Genomic DNA, 22,434 nt, shown 5'->3' on the forward strand with positions numbered 1-22,434 from the left:
TGTCGCCCAAATAATGGGCAAAACACAGGAATAAATCGATGAATATGACAAGACTGAAGATTTCTAAAACTCTGCTGGCTGTAACATTGGGTAGTGTCCTGGTAAGCGGTTCTGCTCTGGCGGAAACCAGCACCATGGATAAAGCGCAAAATTCCGCCAATACCGCAGGGGAAAAAATCGATAGCTCTATGAATAAAGTCGGTAATTTCATGGATGACAGCTCAATCACAGCAAAAGTGAAAGCCGCACTGGTGGATCACGAATCCATCAAGAGCACCGATATTTCTGTTAAAACCGACAACAAGGTTGTCACCCTGAGCGGTTTCGTTGAAAGCCAGACCCAGGCCGAAGAAGCCGTTAAAGTGGCGAAAGGCGTTGAGGGCGTAAGCTCCGTCAGCGACAAACTGCACGTACGTGACAGCAAAGAATCGTCGGTGAAGGGCTATGCCGGAGATGCAGCAACTACCAGCGAAATCAAAGCTAAACTGTTAGCTGACGACATCGTGCCATCCCGTATGGTGAAAGTTGAAACCACCGATGGTGTGGTCCAGCTGTCCGGTACGGTTGAGAATCAGGCACAAAGCGATCGTGCCGAGACAATTGCGAAAGCTATTGATGGTGTGAAAAGCGTCAAAAACGATCTGAAAACGAAGTAAAGCAGTACCATTCGCCCGTCAGGCTGAAAACCGCGGGCGAAATAAAAACGATTCTGGAAAAGCCGGTGAGTGACCTGAGCGCTCACGTTTAGCGGCCGACATTAACTATGGTAAAGGAGAGGCTTATGTTTCGTTGGGGCATTATATTTCTGGTTATCGCGTTAATTGCCGCCGCATTGGGCTTTGGTGGACTGGCGGGTACCGCGGCATGGGCAGCGAAAATTGTCTTCGTCGTCGGTATTATTCTGTTCCTGGTCAGCCTGTTTACGGGTCGACGTCGCCCGTAGCAAACGCAATATTTACTAAACAAACTCAAGCCAGTCCTCGTGACTGGCTTTTTCTCGTTTGAGAACCACCGGGGAAGTGCGTTACTGTGTCTCATCAAAATAATGAAAACAGGAAGGCAGAGGTGGGGCAACGAATTCCCGTTACGCTCGGCAATATTGCGCCGCTGACGTTAAAACCGTTTCATGCAGGCCAGCTTGCGCTGGTCTGTGAAGGGGGAGGGCAGCGCGGTATCTTTACCGCCGGCGTGCTTGACGAATTTATGCGCGCACAATTCAACCCGTTCGATCTCTATTTCGGCACCTCTGCCGGGGCGCAGAACCTCTCCGCCTATGTCTGCAACCAGCCCGGCTATGCGCGCAAAGTGATTATGCGCTACACCACCTCCAAAGAATTCTTCAATCCGGTACGCTTCGTACGCGGCGGGAACCTGATCGATCTCGACTGGTTACTGGATGCCACCTCCAGCCAGATGCCGCTGGCCATGGATACCGCGTCACGTCTGTTCGATACCGGCAAAGAGTTCTGGATGTGCGCCAGCCGTGGCGATGACTATTCGCCGGGTTACTTTTCGCCGCAGAAAGAGAACTGGCTGGATATCATCCGCGCGTCCAGCGCGATCCCGGGATTCTACCGCACCGGCGCCCTGCTGGAGGGGATAAGCTATCTTGACGGCGGTATCAGCGACGCGGTGCCGGTACAGGAGGCGGCGCGGCGCGGGGCAAAAACCATTGTGGTGATCCGCACGGTGCCTTCGCAGATGTATTACACCCCACAGTGGTTTAAGCGGATGGAACGCTGGCTGGGCGACAGCAGCCTGCAACCGCTGGTGAATATCGCGAAGCAGCATGAAACCACCTACGGCGCGATGCAGCGTTTTATTGAAAGACCACCGGGCAAGCTGCGCATCTTTGAAATTTATCCGCCTAAGCCGCTGTTGAGCATGGCGCTGGGCAGTCGGCTGCCTGCGTTGCGTATGGATTACAAAACGGGGCGGCTGTGCGGGCGTTACTTCCTGGCGACCGTCGGGAAAATGCTGGCGGAGCAACCGCCTCTTCATCGGCATAAAAGCATCATTTTGCCGCCTGCCGTTGTGGCCAATGACGCGGTGGCGATGCCGCTGGTGGACGCGCCGCAGGCCAACGATGGCTTACTCGATAAGGAGGATCTGGCGTGACGCACTGCTTTATCGATACCCATTGCCACTTTGATTTCCCGCCGTTTAGCGGGGAGGAAACATCAAGTATTGCGCGCGCGGCTGAGGCCGGTGTGAGAGCCATTATTGTGCCCGCTATTGAAGCGGCGAGATTCGACAAAGTTCTGGCGCTTGCCCGGGAGCACGATGCGCTGTATGCCGCGCTGGGTCTGCATCCGATCGTTATTGAGCACCATCTTGATGACCATCTCGACAGGCTGGATGCCACGCTGCAAAATGCGGATACAAAGCTGGTTGCCATCGGTGAGATCGGCCTCGATCTCTATCGTGAAGATCCGCAGTTTGAGCGCCAGCAGACGATCCTGGATGCGCAGCTCCGGCTGGCAAAGCGCCACGATCTGCCGGTGATCCTCCACTCCAGACGTACCCATGACAAACTGGCGATGCACCTGAAGCGTATCGACGTGCCGCGCAGGGGCGTGGTCCATGGTTTCGCTGGAAGCCTTCAGCAGGCGCAGCGTTTTATTGAGCTGGGCTATAAGATTGGCGTCGGTGGCACCATTACCTATCCGCGTGCCAGCAAAACCCGTGATGTGATGGCGCAGCTCCCGCTGACCTCGCTCCTGCTGGAAACGGATGCGCCTGACATGCCGCTGAATGGTTTTCAGGGCCAGCCCAATCGCCCGGAGCAGGCGGCGCGCGTTTTTGATGTGCTGTGTGAGCTGCGTCAGGAGCCTGAAGATGTGATTGCCAGCGCGCTGCTGGAAAATACCCGCGCGGTCTTCGGCATCACGCTATAGATAAAGGGCCGGGCGGATCACCGTGATCTGCTGCCGTTCCAGGGCCTGCGCCAGCGGCTCGATGTCCTCCGGCGTGGCGCTCCGCCATCGCGCCGCCTCCCCGTAAACCCCATGGGCATGAAACGCGTTGATCCGCACCGGAACGTTCCCCAACGCGTGGATAAAAGCGGTCAGCGATGGCAGATGGTGCAGATAATCACACCGAGCGGGGATCACCAGCAGGCGCAGCTCCGTCAGGCGATGACGATCGGCCAGCCAGCGGATGCTCTGCTTGATCTGCGTGTTTTCGCGCCCGGTCAGAAAACGGTGATGTTCATTGCCCCAGGCTTTCAGATCCACCATCGCGCCGTCAAACACCGGTAACAGCTTTTGCCAGCCGGTTTCGCTTAACAGGCCGTTGCTGTCCACCAGGCACGTCAGATTGCGCAGGGACGGATCGGCTTTGATCGCGGTGAACAGCGCAACCAAAAACGGCAGCTGCGTGGTGGCCTCACCCCCGCTGACGGTCACGCCCTCAATAAACGGCGCGGACGTGCGAACCCGGGAGAGGATCTCCTCGACGCTATAGCGCTGCGCCATCGGCGTCGCCTGCTGCTGACACAGGTGCAGACAGGTGTCGCACTGCTGACAGTGACTCTCCTGCCACCAGACGCGCCCGGCCTGAATTGCCAGCGCATCATGAGGACAGTGGGGAACACAGTCGCCGCAGTCGTTGCAGCGCCCTATCGTCCACGGGTTGTGGCAGGTTTTGCAGCGCAGGTTACAGCCCTGGAGGAACAACGCCAGGCGGCTGCCCGGCCCGTCCACGCAGGAGAAGGGTATGACCTGACTAACTAAAGCGCATCTGCTGTTCATGACTTATCACGCGCGGCTGACGTTCCAGAATACGGGTATTGCGCGCGGCCTCCTCGCCGAGCCAGGTGGTGTTGGTGCGCGAGCCGGCCTCCCGGTATTTCTCCAGATCGGAGAGCCGCACCATATACCCGGTGACGCGCACCAGGTCGTTTCCGGCTACATTCGCGGTGAACTCACGCATACCGGCGTTGAACGCCCCCAGGCACAGCTGCACCACAGCCTGAGGATTGCGTTTAACCGTTTCCTCCAGGGTGAGAATATCGCTGATCCCCGAATGATAGTGTTTATGGTGCGGCGCCACGGCCAGCAGGTGGCTGACTGGGTCCGGTTCGTCGCCGTACGGCAGACGTGCGCCCGGCGTGGTGCCAGAATCGGAACTGATCCCAGACTGGGCATGCAGCATCGCGCGGTGCTGCCAGCCGTGTTTCACCGGCGTGTTTTCAACAAACGCCGCAAGCTGTTCACTGATGCGGTAGCCCAGCGCATTGGCCTGTTCGTTCTTACCGTAACGTCCCGTAATGCCTGCTTTCTCGCACAGCACATTCACCGCTTCGGCCAGACCGTACATGCCAAACATCGGCACAAAGCGATCGGCATCAATCAGCCCCTCTTTCACCAGGAAGCTATTCTCAAAGAAGCCGGATTGTTCATATAGAAAATCGCAGCGCGCATTGATGATCGCGATTTGTTGCTGGCAGTAGTGGGGAAGGGTACGGGTGAAAAAGTCTTCCGGTGAGCGGCTGTGTTCCGCAATCGCCTTCAGGTTAAGGCGCACCAGCGTGCTGCCGCCGCCCGCCAGCGGCAGGGAGTTGTAACAGCTCACCACGCCATAGCGACCTTTTGTGAAAATTTTATCATTCACCGGGCCATTAGAAATATGCGGTTTACTACATTCACAAATGTTTTCCGCCACGCTCAGCAGCAGATCGCCGGGGGTTACATCCGGGTCGTAGATAAAGGTCAGGTTCGGCGCAACCTGCTTCAGTTCGGCATCCGCGCGAAGGATGGCTCGGGTGACAGGCGTATCCGCCGGGCCGATATTGGCATGCATAAACGCATCGGGCAGGGTTCTGTCCAGGTAACGCCAGAAACGTTTTATTCGGCTATCGATTTCATCCTGTGTTAGAATTTTAACATAGGGGCTGAGTATCTCATCGAGCTGGCCCAGATAGACCGGCATCGATGTGACGGACGGAACATGGTGATAAAGGATAGTGAGCAGCGAGAGGGCATCATCCAGATCTTTCGCCCCTTCCAGCTCCAGCCATTCTGAGCCGTTAGCCAGAAATTTAGCGTAGTCCGGCAGCACGTAGCGCGGTTTGTAAGGCGCATGGCCTTCGAACATGTCGCAGATGAATCCCTCGTCCAGCGCGGCGCGGGCCGCCTCTGGCAGAGCGGGATAGGGCTGATTGTTCTCCGCTTCCAGCGCCAGAAAATGACGTTTTTGTTCCGGGGTTAACACCGGGCTGGTCACAATGTGCTGGCAACGTTGTTGCAGGGCGTCGGGCATGTTCACTTCCTTGGTTGTTCTGCGGATGGTGAACGAATTGTAGGAAGCCAGCCTGGTGGCGCTTTTGATCAGAACGGGGATATCGCCGATTTAGTCAGCAATTAACGCACTAAAATTTGAAGAAGATCTCATTACAGTAATGCAAATTTGCACACAGTTTTCATTAACTGTGATGAATGTCGAAGTGTGGATGCGGGTGAATGTTAGAATACTCACAGACCCGCAAGGTAAAATTTATACGGCACTGCCGTTGGAGAATGTTATGACCGATTTAACTGCAAGCAGCCTGCGCGCGTTGAAACTGATGGACCTGACCACCCTGAACGATGACGACACCAATGAAAAAGTCATCGCCCTGTGCCATCAGGCGAAAACGCCAGTGGGTAACACCGCCGCCGTCTGTATCTATCCGCGCTTTATCCCGATTGCCCGCAAAACGCTGAAAGAGCAGGGCACGCCGGACGTGCGCATTGCCACCGTAACTAACTTCCCGCACGGCAATGACGATATCGAGATCGCGCTGGCAGAAACCCGCGCGGCGATTGCGTACGGCGCGGACGAAGTTGACGTGGTATTCCCGTACCGCGCGCTGATCGCCGGCAACGAGCAGGTCGGTTTTGACCTGGTGAAAGCCTGTAAAGACGCGTGTGCGGCGGCAAACGTGCTGCTTAAAGTGATCATCGAAACCGGCGAGCTGAAAGAAGAGGCGCTGATTCGTAAGGCGTCTGAAATCTCCATCAAAGCGGGCGCAGACTTCATTAAAACCTCTACCGGTAAAGTGCCGGTCAACGCTACTCCGGAAAGCGCACGCATCATGATGGAAGTCATCCGTGATATGGGCGTGTCCAAAACCGTTGGCTTCAAACCGGCGGGCGGCGTGCGTACCGCGGAAGACGCGCAGCAGTTCCTGGCGATTGCCGACGAGCTGTTCGGCGCCGACTGGGCTGATTCCCGCCACTACCGCTTCGGCGCGTCCAGCCTGCTGGCCAGCCTGCTGAAAGCGCTGGGTCACGGTGACGGTAAGAGCGCAAGCAGCTACTAAGTTGAATTGCCGGGTGGCGCTACGCTAACCCGGCCTACAGGATCGTAGGGCGGGTCAACATATCCGCCGCCATTCACCCGATTCCGCATGGAGGTTACCGTGTTTCTCGCACAAGAAATTATTCGTAAAAAACGTGATGGTCATGCATTAAGCGACGAAGAAATCCGCTTTTTTATCAACGGCATTCGTGATAACACCATCTCTGAAGGGCAGATTGCGGCTCTGGCGATGACCATTTTCTTCCACGATATGTCGATGCCTGAGCGCGTGTCGCTGACCATGGCGATGCGAGATTCAGGAACCGTTCTGGACTGGAAAAGCCTCAACCTCAACGGCCCGATTGTGGACAAACACTCCACCGGCGGCGTGGGCGACGTGACCTCCCTGATGCTCGGCCCAATGGTGGCGGCCTGTGGCGGTTACATCCCGATGATTTCCGGGCGCGGCCTGGGTCATACCGGCGGTACGCTCGACAAACTGGAAGCCATTCCGGGCTTCGATATCTTCCCGGATGACAACCGCTTCCGCGACATTATTAAAGACGTTGGCGTGGCGATTATCGGCCAGACCAGCTCTCTTGCTCCGGCTGACAAGCGTTTCTACGCGACGCGTGACATTACCGCGACCGTAGACTCCATCCCGCTGATCACCGCCTCTATCCTTGCCAAAAAACTGGCGGAAGGTCTGGATGCGCTGGTGATGGATGTGAAAGTGGGCAGCGGCGCGTTTATGCCAACCTATGAACTCTCTGAGGCGCTGGCCGAAGCGATCGTTGGCGTCTCCAACGGCGCGGGCGTGCGCACCACTGCACTGCTGACGGACATGAACCAGGTGCTGGCCTCCAGCGCCGGTAACGCGGTTGAAGTCCGTGAGGCCGTGCAGTTCCTCACAGGCGAATACCGTAACCCGCGCCTGTTCGATGTCACCATGGCGCTGTGCGTTGAGATGTTAATCTCCGGCAAGCTGGCCAAAGACGACGCGGAAGCCCGCGCGAAGCTTCAGGCGGTGCTGGACAACGGCAAAGCGGCAGAGATCTTTGGTCGGATGGTGGCGGCGCAGAAAGGCCCGACCGACTTCGTGGAAAACTACGCGAAATACCTGCCAACCGCGATGCTCAGCAAAGCGGTCTATGCGGACAGCGAAGGCTTTGTCTCGGCTATGGATACCCGCGCGCTCGGCATGGCTGTCGTGTCTATGGGCGGCGGTCGTCGTCAGGCATCGGACACCATTGATTACAGTGTCGGCTTTACCGATATGGCCCGTCTGGGCGACAGCGTTGACGGCCAACGTCCGCTGGCGGTGATCCACGCGAAAGATGAAGCCAGCTGGCAGGACGCGGCGAAAGCGGTGAAGGCGGCAATATCTCTTGACGATAAAGCACCGGAAACCACACCGACGGTCTATCGTCGTATCACTGAATAGCGGTATACTGATCTGATCGCATTTTTATGAAGCACTAAGTACGGAGAACAATTATGAAACGTGCATTTATTATGGTGCTGGACTCATTCGGCATCGGCGCAACCGAAGATGCAGAACGATTTGGTGACGTGGGTTCCGATACCCTAGGTCACATCGCGGAAGCCTGTGCAAAAGGCGAAGCGGACAACGGTCGTAAAGGCCCTCTGAACCTGCCAAACCTGACCCGTCTGGGGCTGGTAAAAGCGCATGAAGGCTCTACCGGTAAGATCGCAGCCGGTATGGACGGTAACGCGGAAGTGGTGGGCGCCTACGCGTGGGCGCATGAGCTCTCTTCCGGGAAAGATACTCCGTCCGGCCACTGGGAAATTGCCGGCGTGCCGGTGCTGTTTGACTGGGGTTACTTTTCCGATCACGAGAACAGCTTCCCGCAGGAGCTGCTCGATAAGCTGGTGAAGCGCGCCAACCTGCCGGGCTACCTCGGCAACTGCCACTCCTCCGGTACCGTGATTCTGGATCAGCTCGGCGAAGAGCATATGAAAACCGGCAAGCCGATTTTCTATACCTCTGCTGACTCCGTGTTCCAGATCGCCTGCCATGAAGAGACGTTTGGCCTGGATAAACTGTACGAGCTGTGCGAGATCGCCCGTGAAGAGCTGACCGAAGGCGGCTACAACATTGGCCGCGTTATCGCGCGTCCGTTTATCGGCGACAAAGCGGGTAACTTCCAGCGTACCGGCAACCGTCACGATCTGGCCGTGGAGCCACCGGCACCGACCGTGCTGCAAAAACTCGTCGACGAGAAAGACGGCCACGTGGTTTCCGTGGGTAAAATCGCGGACATTTACGCCAACTGCGGCATTACCAAAAAGGTCAAAGCGACCGGTCTGGATGCGCTGTTCGACGCCACCATCAAAGAGATGAAAGAAGCGGGCGATAAGACCATTGTCTTCACCAACTTCGTGGACTTCGACTCCTCCTGGGGCCACCGTCGCGACGTCGCCGGGTATGCTGCGGGTCTGGAGCTGTTTGACCGCCGTCTGCCAGAGCTGATGGAGCTGGTGGGGGAAGATGACATTCTGATCCTGACCGCTGACCATGGCTGTGACCCGACCTGGACCGGTACCGACCACACCCGTGAGCACATTCCGGTGCTGGTGTACGGCCCGAAAGTCAAACCGGGCTCGCTGGGTCACCGTGAAACCTTCGCGGACATCGGCCAGACGATTGCGAAATACTTTGGTACATCTGACATGGAATATGGCAAGGCTATGTTCTAAACGGATTGGGTGCGGCCTGATGCCCTCACCCCGGCCCTCTCCCACCGGGAGAGGGAGAAACAGAATGTAGGCCGGGTAAGGCGTAGCCGCCACCCGGCAAAAACAACAATGTAAAAGGAACTGAAGATGGCAACTCCTCACATTAATGCAGAAATGGGTGATTTCGCTGACGTCGTATTGATGCCGGGCGACCCGCTGCGCGCGAAGCACATTGCAGAAACCTTCCTCGAAGACGTGCGTGAAGTGAACAACGTGCGCGGCATGCTGGGCTTCACCGGCACCTATAAAGGCCGCAAAATCTCCGTGATGGGTCACGGCATGGGTATCCCATCCTGCTCCATCTACACCAAAGAGCTGATCACCGATTTCGGCGTGAAGAAAATCATCCGTGTCGGCTCCTGCGGCGCAGTGCGCATGGACGTTAAGCTGCGTGACGTGGTGATCGGCATGGGCGCGTGCACCGACTCTAAAGTCAACCGCATTCGCTTTAAAGATCATGACTTTGCGGCCATCGCTGACTTTGACATGGTGCGTAACGCGGTTGACGCGGCAAAAGCGCTGGGCGTTGACGCGCGCGTGGGCAACCTGTTCTCTGCCGATCTGTTCTACTCGCCAGAAGGTGACATGTTCGACGTGATGGAAAAATACGGCATTCTGGGCGTGGAAATGGAAGCGGCCGGTATCTACGGCGTGGCGGCTGAATTCGGTGCGAAAGCGCTGACCATCTGCACCGTGTCTGACCACATCCGTACCCACGAGCAGACTACCGCTGCCGAGCGTCAGACCACCTTCAACGACATGATCAAAATCGCGCTGGAATCCGTTCTGCTGGGCGATAAAGAGTAATATCTGTTGTGCCGGGTGGCGGATTCGCCTGACCCGGCCTGCGGTTTTCCAGGCCCGCTAAGCAGAGCGCCAGCGGGCTTTTTTATTAGCGTACTGCCTGCGCAATCCACGCCGATAACTCCCGCAACTCTTGTTCCTGTTCCGGAAAATCAACACGTAACGCGTCACACTCCTGTTGCAGCATATCTGCCCGATAGAGACAGCCCTGCAAACGTGCAGCCAGCGCTTCTAACGGTGCCGGATTAAGACTATCCGTAAATACCTGGGTACGAGAGATATGGCCTTTCTCGACGTCAAAGTGCAGCTCAACGCCGCCCCAGGTAAATCGCTCATCCAGCAGGTGTGAAAACGCCGGTGCCTGACCGAAATTCCACTCCCAGCTGCTCTGGCGGGCGAAGGTTTCCGCGAAGTTTGGCAGATCCGGGGTTTTATCCGGAGAAATCACCTCGGCTTCTACGCGTTCACCGTAATGCCTGAAAAAGGCCTCGCGGATCGCATCGCAAATGCGTTCATGGGTAATCCCCGGCAGGAGCTCCACCAGATTCGCCACGCGACCGCGCACGGAGGTAATGCCTTTGGCCTGGAGCTTTTTCTTGTCCGGATTCAGATAGTTTGCCAGACGGCTCAGATCGGCATTCAGCAATAATGTGCCGTGGTGGAATCCGCGATCCATCGTTTCGCGGTAGGCTGAGCCTGACACTTTCCGGTCGCCTTCAGGCGTTTTCACGACCAGATCGTTACGTCCCGAGGCTTCAGCCGTCACGCCGAGTGAATTGAGCGCGTTAAGCACAATGGAGGTCGAGATGGTTTTGTCGTATTCCGGCTTGCCCGCCATAAAGGTAAAGCAGGTGTTGCCCAGATCGTGAAACACCGCACCGCCGCCGCTGCTGCGGCGCGCCAGGCGGACGTTGTCCTCTTCCATACGGCGGGTGTTACACTCTTTCCACGGATTTTGCGCGCGACCAATAACGACCGTATCGGCGTTGCGCCAGAGAAACAGGACGCGCTGGGTGGCAGGCATCTGGCGGAAGATGCACTCTTCCACCGCCAGGTTAAACCAGGGATCGTAAGAGTCAGAGATTAGCAGGCGTAACGTCGACATGGCAGAGTTCCTTTTCCGAATCATCCGCCTACTTTATCACTATTCTTTCTTCTCGCTCTCTTCCTCTTCGGGAACCGACTTGCTGGCGGTTAACAGGAACGGCGACTGCTGCCAGCGGGTGCGTTTGCCCTGGAGCAGCGTGCGCGCCAGTACCACGCCAATCGCCAGCGAGAGCAGCAGCATCAGGCGCAAAATATTGGTGGTGTTATCCACCTGTTTGGCTTCGGTTGGCAGGGTGTGGGTGTCGAGTGTCAGACGTAAATAGCCGAGCGGACCATTCTTGCCCTGAATGGGTTCGACGATTTGTTGGTTGAAATAACCCCCGGCTTTTTTGCCATCCAGCGCCAGCCTGTCGCGCACGTCGACATGCTCACCCGCGCGGGCAATCAGGTCGCCCTGTTCATCGTACACGCCCGCATCCAGAATGCGGCTGTTTTCCGTAAGCTGGCGCAATACCTGGGCTATTCGCTTATCATCCGGCGTTTCGGTGCGCATAGACGGCGCAACGTTGAGCGTCACCTGGCGCGCCAGCGTCCGGGCCAGTTCCTCAAACTGCGGGTTACGCTGTCGTTGGTGATTCTGGCTAAACCAGGATGCCCCCTGCATCAGCGCCACTAATAGTGCGAGACAGATCAGGACAATCACGGCGCGATGAAGCCGGAATTTCAGTTTTGCGCGAGCCATATTCCACCTGCTTAAAATTTACGGCTTAATGTTGCCAGAAGTGATGGTTACAGGGTAGCCTCATGCGTTATTTTCCCTCTGGAACCTTCCGGCGCGAACGAAATTACAGGAGCTTCAATGCCGAACATTACCTGGTGCGACCTGCCAACGGATGTCTCTTTATGGCCAGGATTGCCGCTCTCTTTAAGTGGCGATGAGGTGATGCCTCTCGATTACCACGCTGGCCGTAGCGGCTGGCTGCTGTACGGACGCGGCCTGGATAAGCAACGCCTCACCCAGTATCAAACCAAACTGGGCGCAGCGATGGTCATCGTTGCGGCCTGGTGCGTGGAAGATTATCAGGTTATTCGCCTGGCGGGTTCCCTGACGCAGCGCGCCACGCGTCTGGCGCACGACGCCGGGCTGGACGTTGCCCCCCTCGGCAAAATTCCGCACCTGAAAACGCCCGGCCTGCTGGTAATGGACATGGACTCCACCGCCATTCAGATCGAATGTATTGACGAGATTGCTAAACTGGCGGGCAGCGGCGAGCTGGTGGCGGAAGTCACCGAGCGCGCGATGCGCGGCGAGCTGGATTTTACCGCCAGCCTGAGACAGCGCGTGGCGACCCTGAAGGGGGCCGATGCTAACATTTTGCGTCAGGTGCGCGATGAACTGCCCCTGATGCCTGGGCTGACGCAGCTGGTGCTCAAGCTGGAGACGCTCGGCTGGAAAGTGGCGATTGCCTCCGGCGGGTTCACCTTCTTTGCCGACTACCTGCGTGACAAGCTGCGTCTGACCACCGTGGTGGCAAACGAGCTGGAGATCATGGACGGCAAACTCACCGGACAGGTCATCGGCGACATCGTGGATGCGCAGTACAAAGCCAATACGCTGACGCGTCTGGCGGAGAAATATGCCATTCCGGTCGAGCAGACCGTCGCCATCGGCGATGGCGCGAACGATCTGCCGATGATCAAAGTTGCCGGGCTGGGTATTGCCTACCATGCCAAGCCGAAAGTGAATGAAAAGACGGAAGTCACTATCCGTCATGCTGATCTGATGGGGGTGTTCTGCATTCTCTCCGGCAGCATTAATCAAAAATAGCGGCCTGCTTTTGTAGGCCGGGTAAGCGTCAGCGCCACCCGGCGCGCAGACCGCACAGAAATAACGAGGTAAACCGTGGCGAAAGCTCCAAAACGCGCATTTGTCTGTAATGAATGTGGTGCGGATTATCCGCGCTGGCAGGGGCAATGCAGCGCCTGTCATGCCTGGAACACCATCACCGAAGTGCGTGGTGTGGCGGCTTCGCCGAGCGTGGCCCGCAATGAACGGCTGAGCGGCTATGCGGGCAATGCAGGCGTGTCGAAGGTACAAAAACTTTCGGATATCAGCCTGGAAGCGCTGCCGCGCTTTTCCACCGGATTCAAAGAATTTGACCGCGTGCTCGGCGGTGGCGTAGTGCCGGGCAGCGCCATTCTGATCGGCGGTAACCCGGGCGCGGGTAAATCGACCCTGCTGCTGCAAACGCTCTGCAAGCTAGCCGAACAGATGAAAACCCTGTACGTCACGGGGGAAGAATCACTTCAGCAGGTGGCGATGCGCGCGCACCGCCTCGGCCTGCCGACCGGCAATCTGAATATGCTTTCGGAAACCAGCATCGAGCAGATCTGCATGATCGCCGAAGAAGAGCAGCCGAAGCTGATGGTGATTGACTCCATTCAGGTGATGCATATGGCTGACATTCAGTCGTCACCGGGAAGCGTGGCGCAGGTGCGTGAAACCGCGGCCTACCTGACGCGCTTTGCCAAAACGCGCGGCGTGGCGATTGTAATGGTTGGTCATGTGACCAAAGACGGCTCGCTGGCGGGACCGAAAGTGCTTGAACACTGTATCGACTGCTCGGTGATGCTCGATGGCGATGCGGATTCCCGTTTTCGTACCCTGCGCAGCCATAAAAACCGCTTTGGCGCGGTGAATGAGCTGGGCGTGTTTGCCATGACCGAGCAGGGGCTTCGCGAAGTCAGCAACCCGTCGGCCATCTTCCTGAGCCGTGGCGACGAGATCACGTCCGGTAGTTCGGTGATGGTGCTGTGGGAGGGGACGCGTCCGCTGCTGGTTGAAATTCAGGCGCTGGTGGATCAATCGATGATGGGCAACCCGCGGCGCGTGGCGGTCGGTCTGGAACAGAACCGCCTGGCGATCCTGCTGGCGGTGCTGCACCGTCACGGCGGTCTGCAAATGGCGGATCAGGATGTGTTCGTCAACGTGGTTGGTGGGGTGAAGGTTACGGAAACCAGCGCGGACCTGGCGCTGCTGCTGGCAATGGTCTCCAGCCTGCGCGACAGACCGTTGCCGCAGGATCTGGTGGTATTTGGTGAGGTAGGGTTGGCCGGCGAGATCCGCCCGGTGCCGAGCGGTCAGGAGCGTATCTCCGAAGCGGCAAAACATGGCTTCCGCCGCGCGATTGTTCCGGCCGCCAACGTGCCGAAAAAAATCCCGGAAGGGATGCAGGTTTTTGGCGTTAAAAAACTTGCAGATGCGTTAAATGTCTTTGACGACTTATAATTACGTATTCGATTTTGCAGGAGGCACCGTAATTTATGTCATCATTTGACTACATCAAGACCGCTATCCGCCAGAAGGGCTGCACGTTGCAGCAGGTGGCGGACGCCAGCGGCATGACCAAGGGCTACCTGAGCCAACTGCTGAACGCCAAAATCAAAAGCCCCAGCGCGCAGAAGCTGGAAGCGCTGCACCGTTTTCTGGGGCTTGAATTTCCGCGGATGCAAAAGAACATTGGCGTGGTGTTCGGTAAGTTCTACCCGCTGCATACCGGGCATATCTATCTGATCCAGCGCGCCTGTAGCCAGGTCGACGAACTGCATATCATCATGGGTTATGATGAAACCCGCGATCGCCAGCTGTTTGAAGACAGCGCCATGTCGCAGCAGCCCACCGTGCCGGACCGCCTGCGCTGGCTGCTTCAGACCTTTAAATATCAGAAAAATATTCGTATTCATGCCTTTAACGAAGAGGGCATGGAGCCGTATCCGCACGGCTGGGACGTGTGGAGCAACGGCATCAAAGCGTTTATGGAAGAGAAGGGCATTGCGCCTAACTGGATCTACACCTCTGAAGAGTCCGACGCGCCGCAGTTCCGTGAGCATCTGGGCATTGAGACGGTGCTGATCGATCCTAAACGCACCTTCATGAACATCAGCGGGGCGCAGATCCGCGAGAACCCGTTCCGTTACTGGGACTACATCCCGACCGAGGTGAAGCCGTTCTTCGTGCGTACGGTGGCGATCCTCGGCGGCGAGTCGAGCGGGAAATCGACGCTGGTAAATAAGCTGGCTAACATCTTCAATACCACCAGTGCGTGGGAGTATGGCCGCGATTACGTCTTCTCACACCTTGGCGGCGACGAGATGGCGTTGCAGTATTCCGACTACGATAAAATCGCGCTCGGTCATGCCCAGTACATTGATTTCGCGGTGAAATACGCCAATAAAGTTGCCTTTATTGATACCGATTTCGTCACCACGCAGGCGTTCTGCAAAAAGTACGAAGGGCGCGAGCACCCGTTTGTGCAGGCGCTGATTGACGAATACCGCTTTGACCTGGTGATCCTGCTGGAAAACAACACCCCGTGGGTGGCCGACGGCATGCGCAGCCTGGGCAGCTCGGTGGACAGGAGGGAGTTCCAGACCATGCTGGTAGAGATGCTTAACGAGAACAACGTTGAGTTTGTACATGTGGAAGAGTCGGACTACGACTCCCGCTTCCTGCGCTGCGTCGAGCTGGTGAAGGAGATGATGGGGGAGCAGGGTTAATAACTTCCCCTCTCCCACCAGGAGAGGGGGCTTTAATCGCCCTCTCCCTTTGGGAGAGGGCCGGGGTGAGGGAATCAGTCCACTCAATACTCAACCACCACCTTCCCACGCATATGCCCCTCCAGCACCCTGCGGTGCGCTTCGGTAATGCTTTCCACGCTTAGCCCGTGCAGCGTTTCGCTGAGCGAGCTTTCCACCACGCCGTTATCCACCAGCTTCGCCACCTCATCTAAAATCTCACCCTGACGCGCCATATCCGTGGTCTGGTACATGCTACGGGTGTACATAAATTCCCAGTGCAGGGCGGCAGATTTGGACTTCAGCTTGTCCTGGTTCAGCGGATGCGCGTTTTCAACGATGGAACAAATGTGTCCCTGAGGGGCAATCAGATCGCTGACCGCATCCCAGTGCCCGTCGGTATCGTTGAGGATAAAAATGTAATCCACAAAGGTGAGCCCCTGTTTCGCCAGTTCACCCTTCAGGTCGCGGTAATTTACAACAATGTCTGCACCGCGATCGCGACACCACCGGGCGGAATCTTCTCGTGAAGCGGTTGCGACGATCTTCACCTTGCTGTTGTGCTTCGCAAACGGGATCGCCAGCGATCCGACTCCACCCGCGCCGCCAATTATCAGCAGCGTTTTATCTGCGTCGGCATCCTGAATCTTCAGCCGTTCAAACAGGCCTTCCCACGCGGTGAGCGCCGTCAGCGGCAGTGCTGCCGAGGCGGCCCAGTCAAGGATTGCAGGCTTGTGCCCGACAATGCGCGCATCGATCAGCTGGTGCGTGGTATTACTGCCCGGACGGGTGATGTCCCCCGCGTACCACACTTCATCACCCGGTTTGAATCCGGTGACGCCAGCCCCAACGGCTTTTACGATCCCGCTGGCATCCCACCCGAGAATGCGCGGCTCCTTCAGTCCGCTTTTAGCAATGCCTGCATGTACTTTGGTGTCCACCGGGTTTACGGAGACGGCTTTTACCTCCACCAGCAGATCGTGTTCACCGGGCTGCGGCATCGGCGGAGTGATTTCAATGAAGGTGGAAGGATTTTCTGGGTTAACGGCAATGGCTTTCACTGACATGGTGTGCTCCTCAATGGCATGCGTTTTGTTGAGGCTAGTCTATTAAGTGGTCAGCTGCATGATAAGATGGACAATCCAGAACTCAGCGTTCGTACAGGGTGAACAATCATGTTTAAACAGCTTCAGGATATGGCGCTGTTTGCGCTGGTGGCCGAGATGGGCAGCTTTACCGCGGCGGCGCAGAAGGCGGAACTGCCGAAATCCAGCGTCAGCCAGCGGATTAGCCAGCTGGAGCAGCAGGTGGGGATCCGTCTGTTGAATCGCACCACGCGCAGGATCAGCCTGACGTTTGCAGGCGAGCACTATCTGGTGCACTGTCGCGAGATGCTGGCGGCCAGCGAGCGCGCGGAGTATGCCATTCAGCGGCTGCGCGAAAACCCCAGCGGGCGGCTGCGGATCACCTGTCCGGCGGGAATTGGCGCGACGCTGCTGGCGCATATGAATGCCGAGTTCCAGCTTCGCTATCCGGACGTGTCGCTGGATGTGTCGATCTCAGACGACGTGGTGGATCTGGTCGAGTCTGGCTTTGACGTGGCGCTGCGCACCGGCAAACCGCAGGATTCTTCCCTGATTGGCCGCATGATTGGGCACTGTCCGCGCTACATGCTGGCCTCGCCCCACTACCTGGCGCGTCGGGCGCCGTTAATCCATCCCCGACAGCTGGTGGAGCACCGCTGCATTACGCACCGGGCATGGTCGGAGTGGCTTCTGCGAAGCGAGAGTGAGGATTATCGGTATCTGCCGGATAACGCCCATATGACGGATAACCTGGTGTACGCCCGGGAATGCGCCATTGCCGGGGCGGGGATCACGCTGTTACCCGCATTCCTGCTGGAAGATAAGATCGAAAAGGGCGCGCTGGTGAAGGTGCTGCCGGCGTGGAGCGTTGAGGGAAACGATCTCTGGTTGGCCTACCCGAGCCGTAAGCTCAATTCGCCTGCGCTGATGAGCTATATCGACTTTGCGATGCAGTTTGATGAGGTGAAGCGGTATTACGTGGGCAAATAAAAAAAGCCGGGTGGCGGCTTCGCCTTACCCGGCCTACACACTGTGCGGCCTGATGCCCCCACCCTGGCCCTCTCCCACGGGGAGAGGTTACAAACATAAAAAACGGCAACCGAAGTTGCCGTTTTGCTTTTATTTCGCAATACGCTTGTACTTAATACGCTTCGGCTCCAGCGCGTCTGCGCCCAGCGTGCGTTTCTTGTACTCTTCGTATTCGGTGAAGTTACCTTCGAAGAACTCCACCTTACCTTCGTCCTGGTAGTCCAGGATGTGGGTTGCGATGCGGTCCAGGAACCAGCGGTCGTGCGAGATAACCATCGCGCAGCCCGGGAACTCCAGCAGGGCGTTTTCCAGCGCGCGCAGGGTTTCGATGTCCAGGTCGTTGGTAGGTTCATCAAGCAGCAGAACGTTGCCGCCAACCTGGAGCAGCTTCGCCAGGTGCAGACGACCGCGCTCACCGCCGGACAGCTCGCCCACGCGTTTGCCCTGGTCAGTGCCCTTAAAGTTAAAGCGGCCAACGTAAGCGCGGCTTGGCATCTCGGTGTTGCCGATACGCATGATATCCAGACCGCCGGAAACCTCTTCCCACACGGTTTTGCTGTTGTCCATTGCGTCGCGGAACTGGTCCACGGAAGCCAGCTTCACGGTTTCACCCAGGGTGATAGAGCCGCTGTCAGGCTGTTCCTGACCGGACATCATGCGGAACAGGGTTGATTTACCTGCGCCGTTCGGACCGATGATGCCAACGATAGCGCCTTTCGGCACGGAGAAGGTCAGGTCGTCGATCAGCAGACGGTCGCCGTAGGACTTACGCAGGTTGGTCACTTCAACCACTTTATCCCCCAGACGTGCGCCAGGTGGAATAAACAGTTCGTTGGTTTCGTTACGTTTCTGGTATTCAGTGTTATTCAGCTCTTCGAAGCGTGCCAGACGGGCTTTGCCCTTGGACTGACGGCCTTTCGCGCCCTGACGCACCCACTCCAGCTCTTTCTCGATAGACTTACGACGCGCCGCTTCCTGAGATGCTTCCTGCGCCAGACGCTGATCTTTCTGCTCCAGCCAGGAGGAGTAATTGCCTTCCCACGGAATACCTTCGCCGCGGTCCAGCTCCAGGATCCAGCCCGCAACGTTGTCGAGGAAGTAACGGTCGTGGGTAATCGCCACCACGGTGCCTTCGAAGTCGTGCAGGAAGCGCTCCAGCCACGCCACGGATTCCGCATCCAGGTGGTTAGTAGGTTCGTCGAGCAGCAGCATGTCTGGTTTTTCCAGCAGCAGACGGCACAGCGCCACGCGGCGGCGTTCACCACCGGACAGGTTAGCGATTTTCGCATCCCAGTCTGGCAGACGCAGGGCATCGGCCGCGCGCTCCAGCTGCACGTTCAGGTTGTGACCGTCGTGCGCCTGGATAATCTCTTCATACTTGCCCTGTTGTGCAGCAAGCTTGTCGAAGTCCGCATCCGGCTCGGCGTATTTGGCATACACTTCATCCAGGCCTTTCAGGGCGTTAACCACCTCGGATACCGCTTCTTCAACGGATTCACGCACGGTGTGTTCCGGGTTCAGCTGAGGTTCCTGCGGCAGGTAGCCGATCTTAATGCCAGGCTGCGGACGGGCTTCACCTTCGATGTCTGTATCGATGCCGGCCATGATGCGCAGCAGGGTGGACTTACCGGCACCGTTGAGACCCAGAACACCGATTTTTGCGCCCGGGAAGAAGCTCAGCGAGATATTTTTAAGAATATGACGTTTCGGCGGGACAACTTTGCCGACACGATGCATGGTATAAACGAATTGAGCCACGTTGGACTTCGCCTCTTTTATCGTGATGAGAATGAATTTCAGCCTCGAAGTGTAGCCTTTTTCACGCCCTAATCCCAGCCAGGAACGTCGGGAGTGTTAAAACGCGCAAGAAAGGTAAAAAAGTGTCCATGACGTGGCGCGTTGTGGGATGCCTGGTTAGCATAAGTTGATGTAACTTTGACGTGGCAAGACGCTGCAACTGACGAAAAACAATGAGGAAGAGCTTGTGGAAAAAGCCAAACGGGTGGTCTGGCGTCTGCTGGCTGCCAGCGTATGCGTAATGGCGGTAAGCCAGGCGGTGCATGCCGATTCACTGGATGAACAACGTAACCGCTATGCCCAGATTAAACAGGCATGGGACAACAAGCAGATGGATACCGTGCAGGCGCTGATGCCGACGCTGAAGGATTATCCGCTGTATCCGTATCTTGAGTATCGTCAGATCACGGACGATCTCATGAATCAACCGACCGTCACCGTGAATAACTTCATTCAGGCGAACCCGACCCTGCCGCCTGCGCGCACCCTGAAGTCCCGGTTTGTGAACGAGCTGGCCCGTCGCGAAGACTGGCGCGGCCTGCTGGCCTTCAGCCCGGATAAACCGGGCGCGACGGAAGCGCAGTGTAATTACTATTATGCGAAATGGGCGACCGGTCAGCAGGAGGAAGCCTGGACCGGCGCGAAAGAGCTGTGGCTGACGGGCAAAAGCCAGCCAAACGCCTGTGACCCGCTGTTCAGCGCCTGGCGCGCCTCGGGCAAGCAGGATCCGCTCTCTTACCTGGAACGTATTCGCCTGGCGATGAAGGCCGGAAACACCCGGCTGGTCACTGTGCTGGCGGGCCAGATGCCCGCAGATTATCAGACTATTGCGTCTGCCGTTATCAGTCTGGCAAACGATCCCAATACCGTGCTGACGTTTGCGCGTACTACCGGCGCGACCGATTTTACCCGCCAGATGGCGGCGGTGGCCTTTGCCAGCGTGGCGCGTGATGATGTGGAAAACGCCCGGCTGATGATCCCGCAGCTGGTGCAGGCCCAGCAGCTTAATGACGATCAAACTCAGGAGCTGCGCGATATCGTGGCATGGCGACTGATGGGGACAGATGTCACCGACGAACAGGCGCGCTGGCGTGATGATGCGGTGATGCGTTCAAACTCTGTCTCGCTGGTGGAGCGTCGCGTGCGCATGGCGCTGGGAACGGGCGATCGTCGTGGCCTCAATACCTGGCTGGCGCGTCTGCCGATGGATGCCAAAGAGAAAGATGAATGGCGTTACTGGCAGGCGGACATGCTGCTCGAACGTGGTCGTGAAGATGAAGCCAAAGAGATCCTCCACTCCCTGATGCAGCAGCGCGGATTCTACCCGATGGCGGCGGCGCAGCGTCTGGGCGAGGAGTACACCCTGAAGATCGACAAAGCGCCAGCCAACGCGAACCCGGCGCTGACGCAGGGGCCGGAAATGGCGCGCGTGCGCGAGCTGATGTACTGGAATCTGGATAATACCGCGCGCAGCGAATGGGCGAATCTGGTCACCAGCCGTACCACCGATGAGAAAGCGCAGCTTGCCCGCTATGCATTTGATAATCGCTGGTGGGATCTGAGCGTGCAGGCGACGATCGCCGGCAAACTGTGGGATCATCTCGAAGAGCGTTTCCCGCTGGCTTATAAGGATCTGTTCGATCGCTACACCAGCGGCAAAGATATTCCGCAAAGCTACGCGATGGCCATTGCCCGTCAGGAGAGCGCCTGGAACCCGAAAGTGCGTTCTCCGGTGGGTGCCAGCGGCCTGATGCAGATTATGCCGGGTACCGCGACGCACACGGTGAAGATGTTTAATATTCCAGGCTACAGCAGCCCGTCCCAGCTGCTGGATCCGGAGACTAACATCAACATCGGTACCAGCTACTTGCAGTACGTCTATCAGCAGTTCGGTAATAACCGTATCTTCGCGTCAGCGGCGTACAACGCCGGGCCTGGCCGCGTGCGGACATGGCTTGGCAACAGCGCAGGGCGTATCGACGCCGTGGCGTTTGTCGAGAGCATTCCGTTCTCGGAAACGCGCGGCTATGTGAAGAACGTGCTGGCCTATGACGCCTACTATCGCTACTTCATGGGGCAGAAAGATACCCTGATGAGCGATGCCGAGTGGCAGAGACGTTACTGATCGGCGCGGGTTGTGTTATGCTGTACTCGCTAATGAGTACAAGAGGCAGCATAACATGACCCAGCATTCCCCGTATTCCTCGGCCATGGCCGAACAGCGTCATCAGGAGTGGCTTCGTTTTGTGGAGTTGCTCCGCCAGTCTTACGACAAAGATCTGCATTTACCGTTGCTACAGCTGATGCTGACGCCAGACGAACGTGAAGCGCTGGGTACACGGGTACGCATTATTGAGGAACTGCTGCGCGGCGAAATGAGCCAGCGCGAGCTGAAAAACGAGCTGGGCGCGGGTATCGCGACCATCACCCGGGGTTCAAACAGCCTGAAGTCGGCGCCGGTTGAACTGCGTCAGTGGCTGGAAGCCGTATTGCTGAAAAACGCCGGATGACGGCTTCGCCTTATCCGGCCTGCAAACTTAACGATAAATCGCGTTATGAAACGGACTTAACGCCAGAATAACGGCCTGGTGGTAAACGCCTGAACGCGTAAGCTTGCCACCCGTAAAGACGCCAATCGCCCCCTCTTTACGACCAATTTCATCAATGCCGGTGTAGTGCGACATTACCGGCCCCAGCGCCTCACCCGCGCGGACTTTCTCCAGTATGACCTCCGGCAGCGGCAGCGTGGCAGAACGCGCTTCGCCGCGCTGCTCACGGCTTTCGATGACAACCCAGCTGAAGGTCGCCCCTTCGTCGATACCTGCTTCAATCGCGACCCAGAAGTCAGCGTCTGGCGCGGCGGCTTTTGCATTAGCCACGCGATTTCGTGCGCCAGCGCGTGTTTCCTCGCTGCCAAACGGCTGTTCCGGCACACCGCTCTCGACGCCGACGGCGTCAATATGGCAGGATCCTTCGCCGAAGATCTCTTCAAATGCCCTTAGAATTGCCTGAATTTTGGCAGGATTGGTGGTAGCAGAGACAACATGGTGCATAA

The 22,434-nt window shown here is 57.4% G+C and carries 21 protein-coding genes; 14 read left to right on the forward strand and 7 right to left on the reverse strand.

The annotated features are described in order from the left end of the window. Nucleotides 1–38: 38 nt before the first annotated feature. From osmY to IMQ56_RS12900, 4 genes are all read left to right on the forward strand, one after another. Nucleotides 39–656, forward strand: coding sequence for a molecular chaperone OsmY (osmY, locus tag IMQ56_RS12885; RefSeq protein ID WP_196064045.1), 618 nt, complete (start codon nt 39–41; stop codon nt 654–656). A 125-nt stretch (nt 657–781) separates the two neighbouring features. Then, nucleotides 782–943 carry a DUF1328 domain-containing protein gene (locus IMQ56_RS12890; protein WP_003856556.1) on the forward strand — a complete coding sequence of 54 codons (162 nt, stop codon included), beginning with the start codon at nt 782–784 and terminating at the stop codon, nt 941–943. A gap of 122 nt (nt 944–1,065) precedes the next feature. Then, nucleotides 1,066–2,118, forward strand: a complete 1,053-nt coding sequence (locus IMQ56_RS12895) for a patatin family protein (RefSeq protein WP_196064046.1) — start codon at nt 1,066–1,068, stop codon at nt 2,116–2,118. After that, a complete protein-coding gene (locus tag IMQ56_RS12900) occupies nt 2,115–2,897 on the forward strand; it encodes a TatD family hydrolase (RefSeq protein WP_032652508.1) in 783 nt (260 codons plus the stop codon). Before IMQ56_RS12895 ends, IMQ56_RS12900 begins: the two co-directional genes overlap by 4 nt. On the opposite strand, the gene IMQ56_RS12905 is transcribed toward IMQ56_RS12900, so the two are convergent. Then, the gene (locus IMQ56_RS12905; RefSeq protein ID WP_045330215.1) at nt 2,892–3,752 is read right to left on the reverse strand and encodes a YjjW family glycine radical enzyme activase; all 861 of its coding nucleotides are present in this window, start codon (nt 3,750–3,752) and stop codon (nt 2,892–2,894) included. The two genes, IMQ56_RS12900 and IMQ56_RS12905, sit on opposite strands and share 6 nt — an antisense overlap. Then, nucleotides 3,727–5,262 carry a YjjI family glycine radical enzyme gene (locus tag IMQ56_RS12910; RefSeq protein WP_063135021.1) on the reverse strand — a complete coding sequence of 512 codons (1,536 nt, stop codon included), beginning with the start codon at nt 5,260–5,262 and terminating at the stop codon, nt 3,727–3,729. The genes IMQ56_RS12905 and IMQ56_RS12910 overlap by 26 nt, the downstream gene beginning before the upstream one ends. Nucleotides 5,263–5,524: 262 nt before the next feature. Here IMQ56_RS12910 and deoC point away from each other — a divergent pair, with 262 nt between their 5' ends. The 4 genes from deoC to deoD all read left to right on the forward strand — a co-directional run bounded on the left by deoC (nt 5,525) and on the right by deoD (nt 9,849). Then, on the forward strand, nt 5,525–6,304 hold the full coding sequence (gene deoC / locus IMQ56_RS12915; protein ID WP_003856543.1) for a deoxyribose-phosphate aldolase: 780 nt from the start codon (nt 5,525–5,527) through the stop codon (nt 6,302–6,304). Between the two features lie 99 nt (nt 6,305–6,403). Next, the gene (deoA, locus tag IMQ56_RS12920; protein WP_017383831.1) at nt 6,404–7,726 is read left to right on the forward strand and encodes a thymidine phosphorylase; all 1,323 of its coding nucleotides are present in this window, start codon (nt 6,404–6,406) and stop codon (nt 7,724–7,726) included. Between the two features lie 53 nt (nt 7,727–7,779). Beyond that, the gene (gene deoB, locus IMQ56_RS12925; protein ID WP_003856540.1) at nt 7,780–9,003 is read left to right on the forward strand and encodes a phosphopentomutase; all 1,224 of its coding nucleotides are present in this window, start codon (nt 7,780–7,782) and stop codon (nt 9,001–9,003) included. A gap of 126 nt (nt 9,004–9,129) precedes the next feature. After that, complete coding sequence (gene deoD / locus IMQ56_RS12930) at nt 9,130–9,849, forward strand: purine-nucleoside phosphorylase (RefSeq protein ID WP_003856538.1); 720 nt, start codon at nt 9,130–9,132, stop codon at nt 9,847–9,849. Between the two features lie 85 nt (nt 9,850–9,934). Here the strand turns inward: deoD and lplA are convergent, their stop codons facing one another. Beyond that, nucleotides 9,935–10,951 carry a lipoate--protein ligase LplA gene (lplA, locus tag IMQ56_RS12935; protein WP_015572614.1) on the reverse strand — a complete coding sequence of 339 codons (1,017 nt, stop codon included), beginning with the start codon at nt 10,949–10,951 and terminating at the stop codon, nt 9,935–9,937. Between the two features lie 39 nt (nt 10,952–10,990). Then, on the reverse strand, nt 10,991–11,635 hold the full coding sequence (locus tag IMQ56_RS12940) for a YtjB family periplasmic protein (protein ID WP_015572615.1): 645 nt from the start codon (nt 11,633–11,635) through the stop codon (nt 10,991–10,993). Nucleotides 11,636–11,752: 117 nt separating this feature from the next. Between IMQ56_RS12940 and serB the strand changes: the two genes are divergently transcribed. The 3 genes from serB to nadR all read left to right on the forward strand — a co-directional run bounded on the left by serB (nt 11,753) and on the right by nadR (nt 15,450). Further along, complete coding sequence (gene serB, locus IMQ56_RS12945) at nt 11,753–12,721, forward strand: phosphoserine phosphatase (protein ID WP_003856524.1); 969 nt, start codon at nt 11,753–11,755, stop codon at nt 12,719–12,721. A gap of 75 nt (nt 12,722–12,796) precedes the next feature. After that, nucleotides 12,797–14,182: a DNA repair protein RadA gene (gene radA / locus IMQ56_RS12950; protein WP_017383829.1), complete on the forward strand. Its 1,386-nt coding sequence runs from the start codon at nt 12,797–12,799 to the stop codon at nt 14,180–14,182. A gap of 35 nt (nt 14,183–14,217) precedes the next feature. Continuing rightward, nucleotides 14,218–15,450 (forward strand): multifunctional transcriptional regulator/nicotinamide-nucleotide adenylyltransferase/ribosylnicotinamide kinase NadR, encoded by a 1,233-nt coding sequence (gene nadR / locus IMQ56_RS12955; RefSeq protein ID WP_015572616.1) that lies wholly within the window; start codon nt 14,218–14,220, stop codon nt 15,448–15,450. An 83-nt stretch (nt 15,451–15,533) separates the two neighbouring features. Here nadR and IMQ56_RS12960 read toward each other — a convergent pair whose 3' ends face one another. After that, nucleotides 15,534–16,535 (reverse strand): zinc-binding alcohol dehydrogenase family protein, encoded by a 1,002-nt coding sequence (locus IMQ56_RS12960; RefSeq protein ID WP_196064047.1) that lies wholly within the window; start codon nt 16,533–16,535, stop codon nt 15,534–15,536. 108 nt (nt 16,536–16,643) lie between these two features. On the opposite strand from IMQ56_RS12960, the gene IMQ56_RS12965 reads away from it, so the two are divergent. Then, complete coding sequence (locus IMQ56_RS12965) at nt 16,644–17,543, forward strand: LysR family transcriptional regulator (RefSeq protein WP_015572618.1); 900 nt, start codon at nt 16,644–16,646, stop codon at nt 17,541–17,543. Nucleotides 17,544–17,672: 129 nt separating this feature from the next. Here the strand turns inward: IMQ56_RS12965 and ettA are convergent, their stop codons facing one another. Continuing rightward, nucleotides 17,673–19,340, reverse strand: coding sequence for an energy-dependent translational throttle protein EttA (gene ettA, locus IMQ56_RS12970; RefSeq protein WP_006810191.1), 1,668 nt, complete (start codon nt 19,338–19,340; stop codon nt 17,673–17,675). 226 nt (nt 19,341–19,566) lie between these two features. Here ettA and sltY point away from each other — a divergent pair, with 226 nt between their 5' ends. Continuing rightward, entirely contained in the window at nt 19,567–21,504 is a 1,938-nt protein-coding gene (sltY, locus tag IMQ56_RS12975) for a murein transglycosylase (protein WP_017694548.1), read from the forward strand. A gap of 55 nt (nt 21,505–21,559) precedes the next feature. Further along, nucleotides 21,560–21,889 (forward strand): trp operon repressor, encoded by a 330-nt coding sequence (trpR, locus tag IMQ56_RS12980; RefSeq protein ID WP_003856511.1) that lies wholly within the window; start codon nt 21,560–21,562, stop codon nt 21,887–21,889. 27 nt (nt 21,890–21,916) lie between these two features. Here the strand turns inward: trpR and yjjX are convergent, their stop codons facing one another. Then, nucleotides 21,917–22,432, reverse strand: a complete 516-nt coding sequence (gene yjjX / locus IMQ56_RS12985) for an inosine/xanthosine triphosphatase (RefSeq protein WP_015572619.1) — start codon at nt 22,430–22,432, stop codon at nt 21,917–21,919. Nucleotides 22,433–22,434: the final 2 nt, after the last annotated feature.

Origin of the sequence: Enterobacter sp. Res13-Sevr-PEC09-46, assembly GCF_015672585.1 — a bacterium.
GTDB classification, from domain to species: domain Bacteria; phylum Pseudomonadota; class Gammaproteobacteria; order Enterobacterales; family Enterobacteriaceae; genus Enterobacter; species Enterobacter hormaechei_C.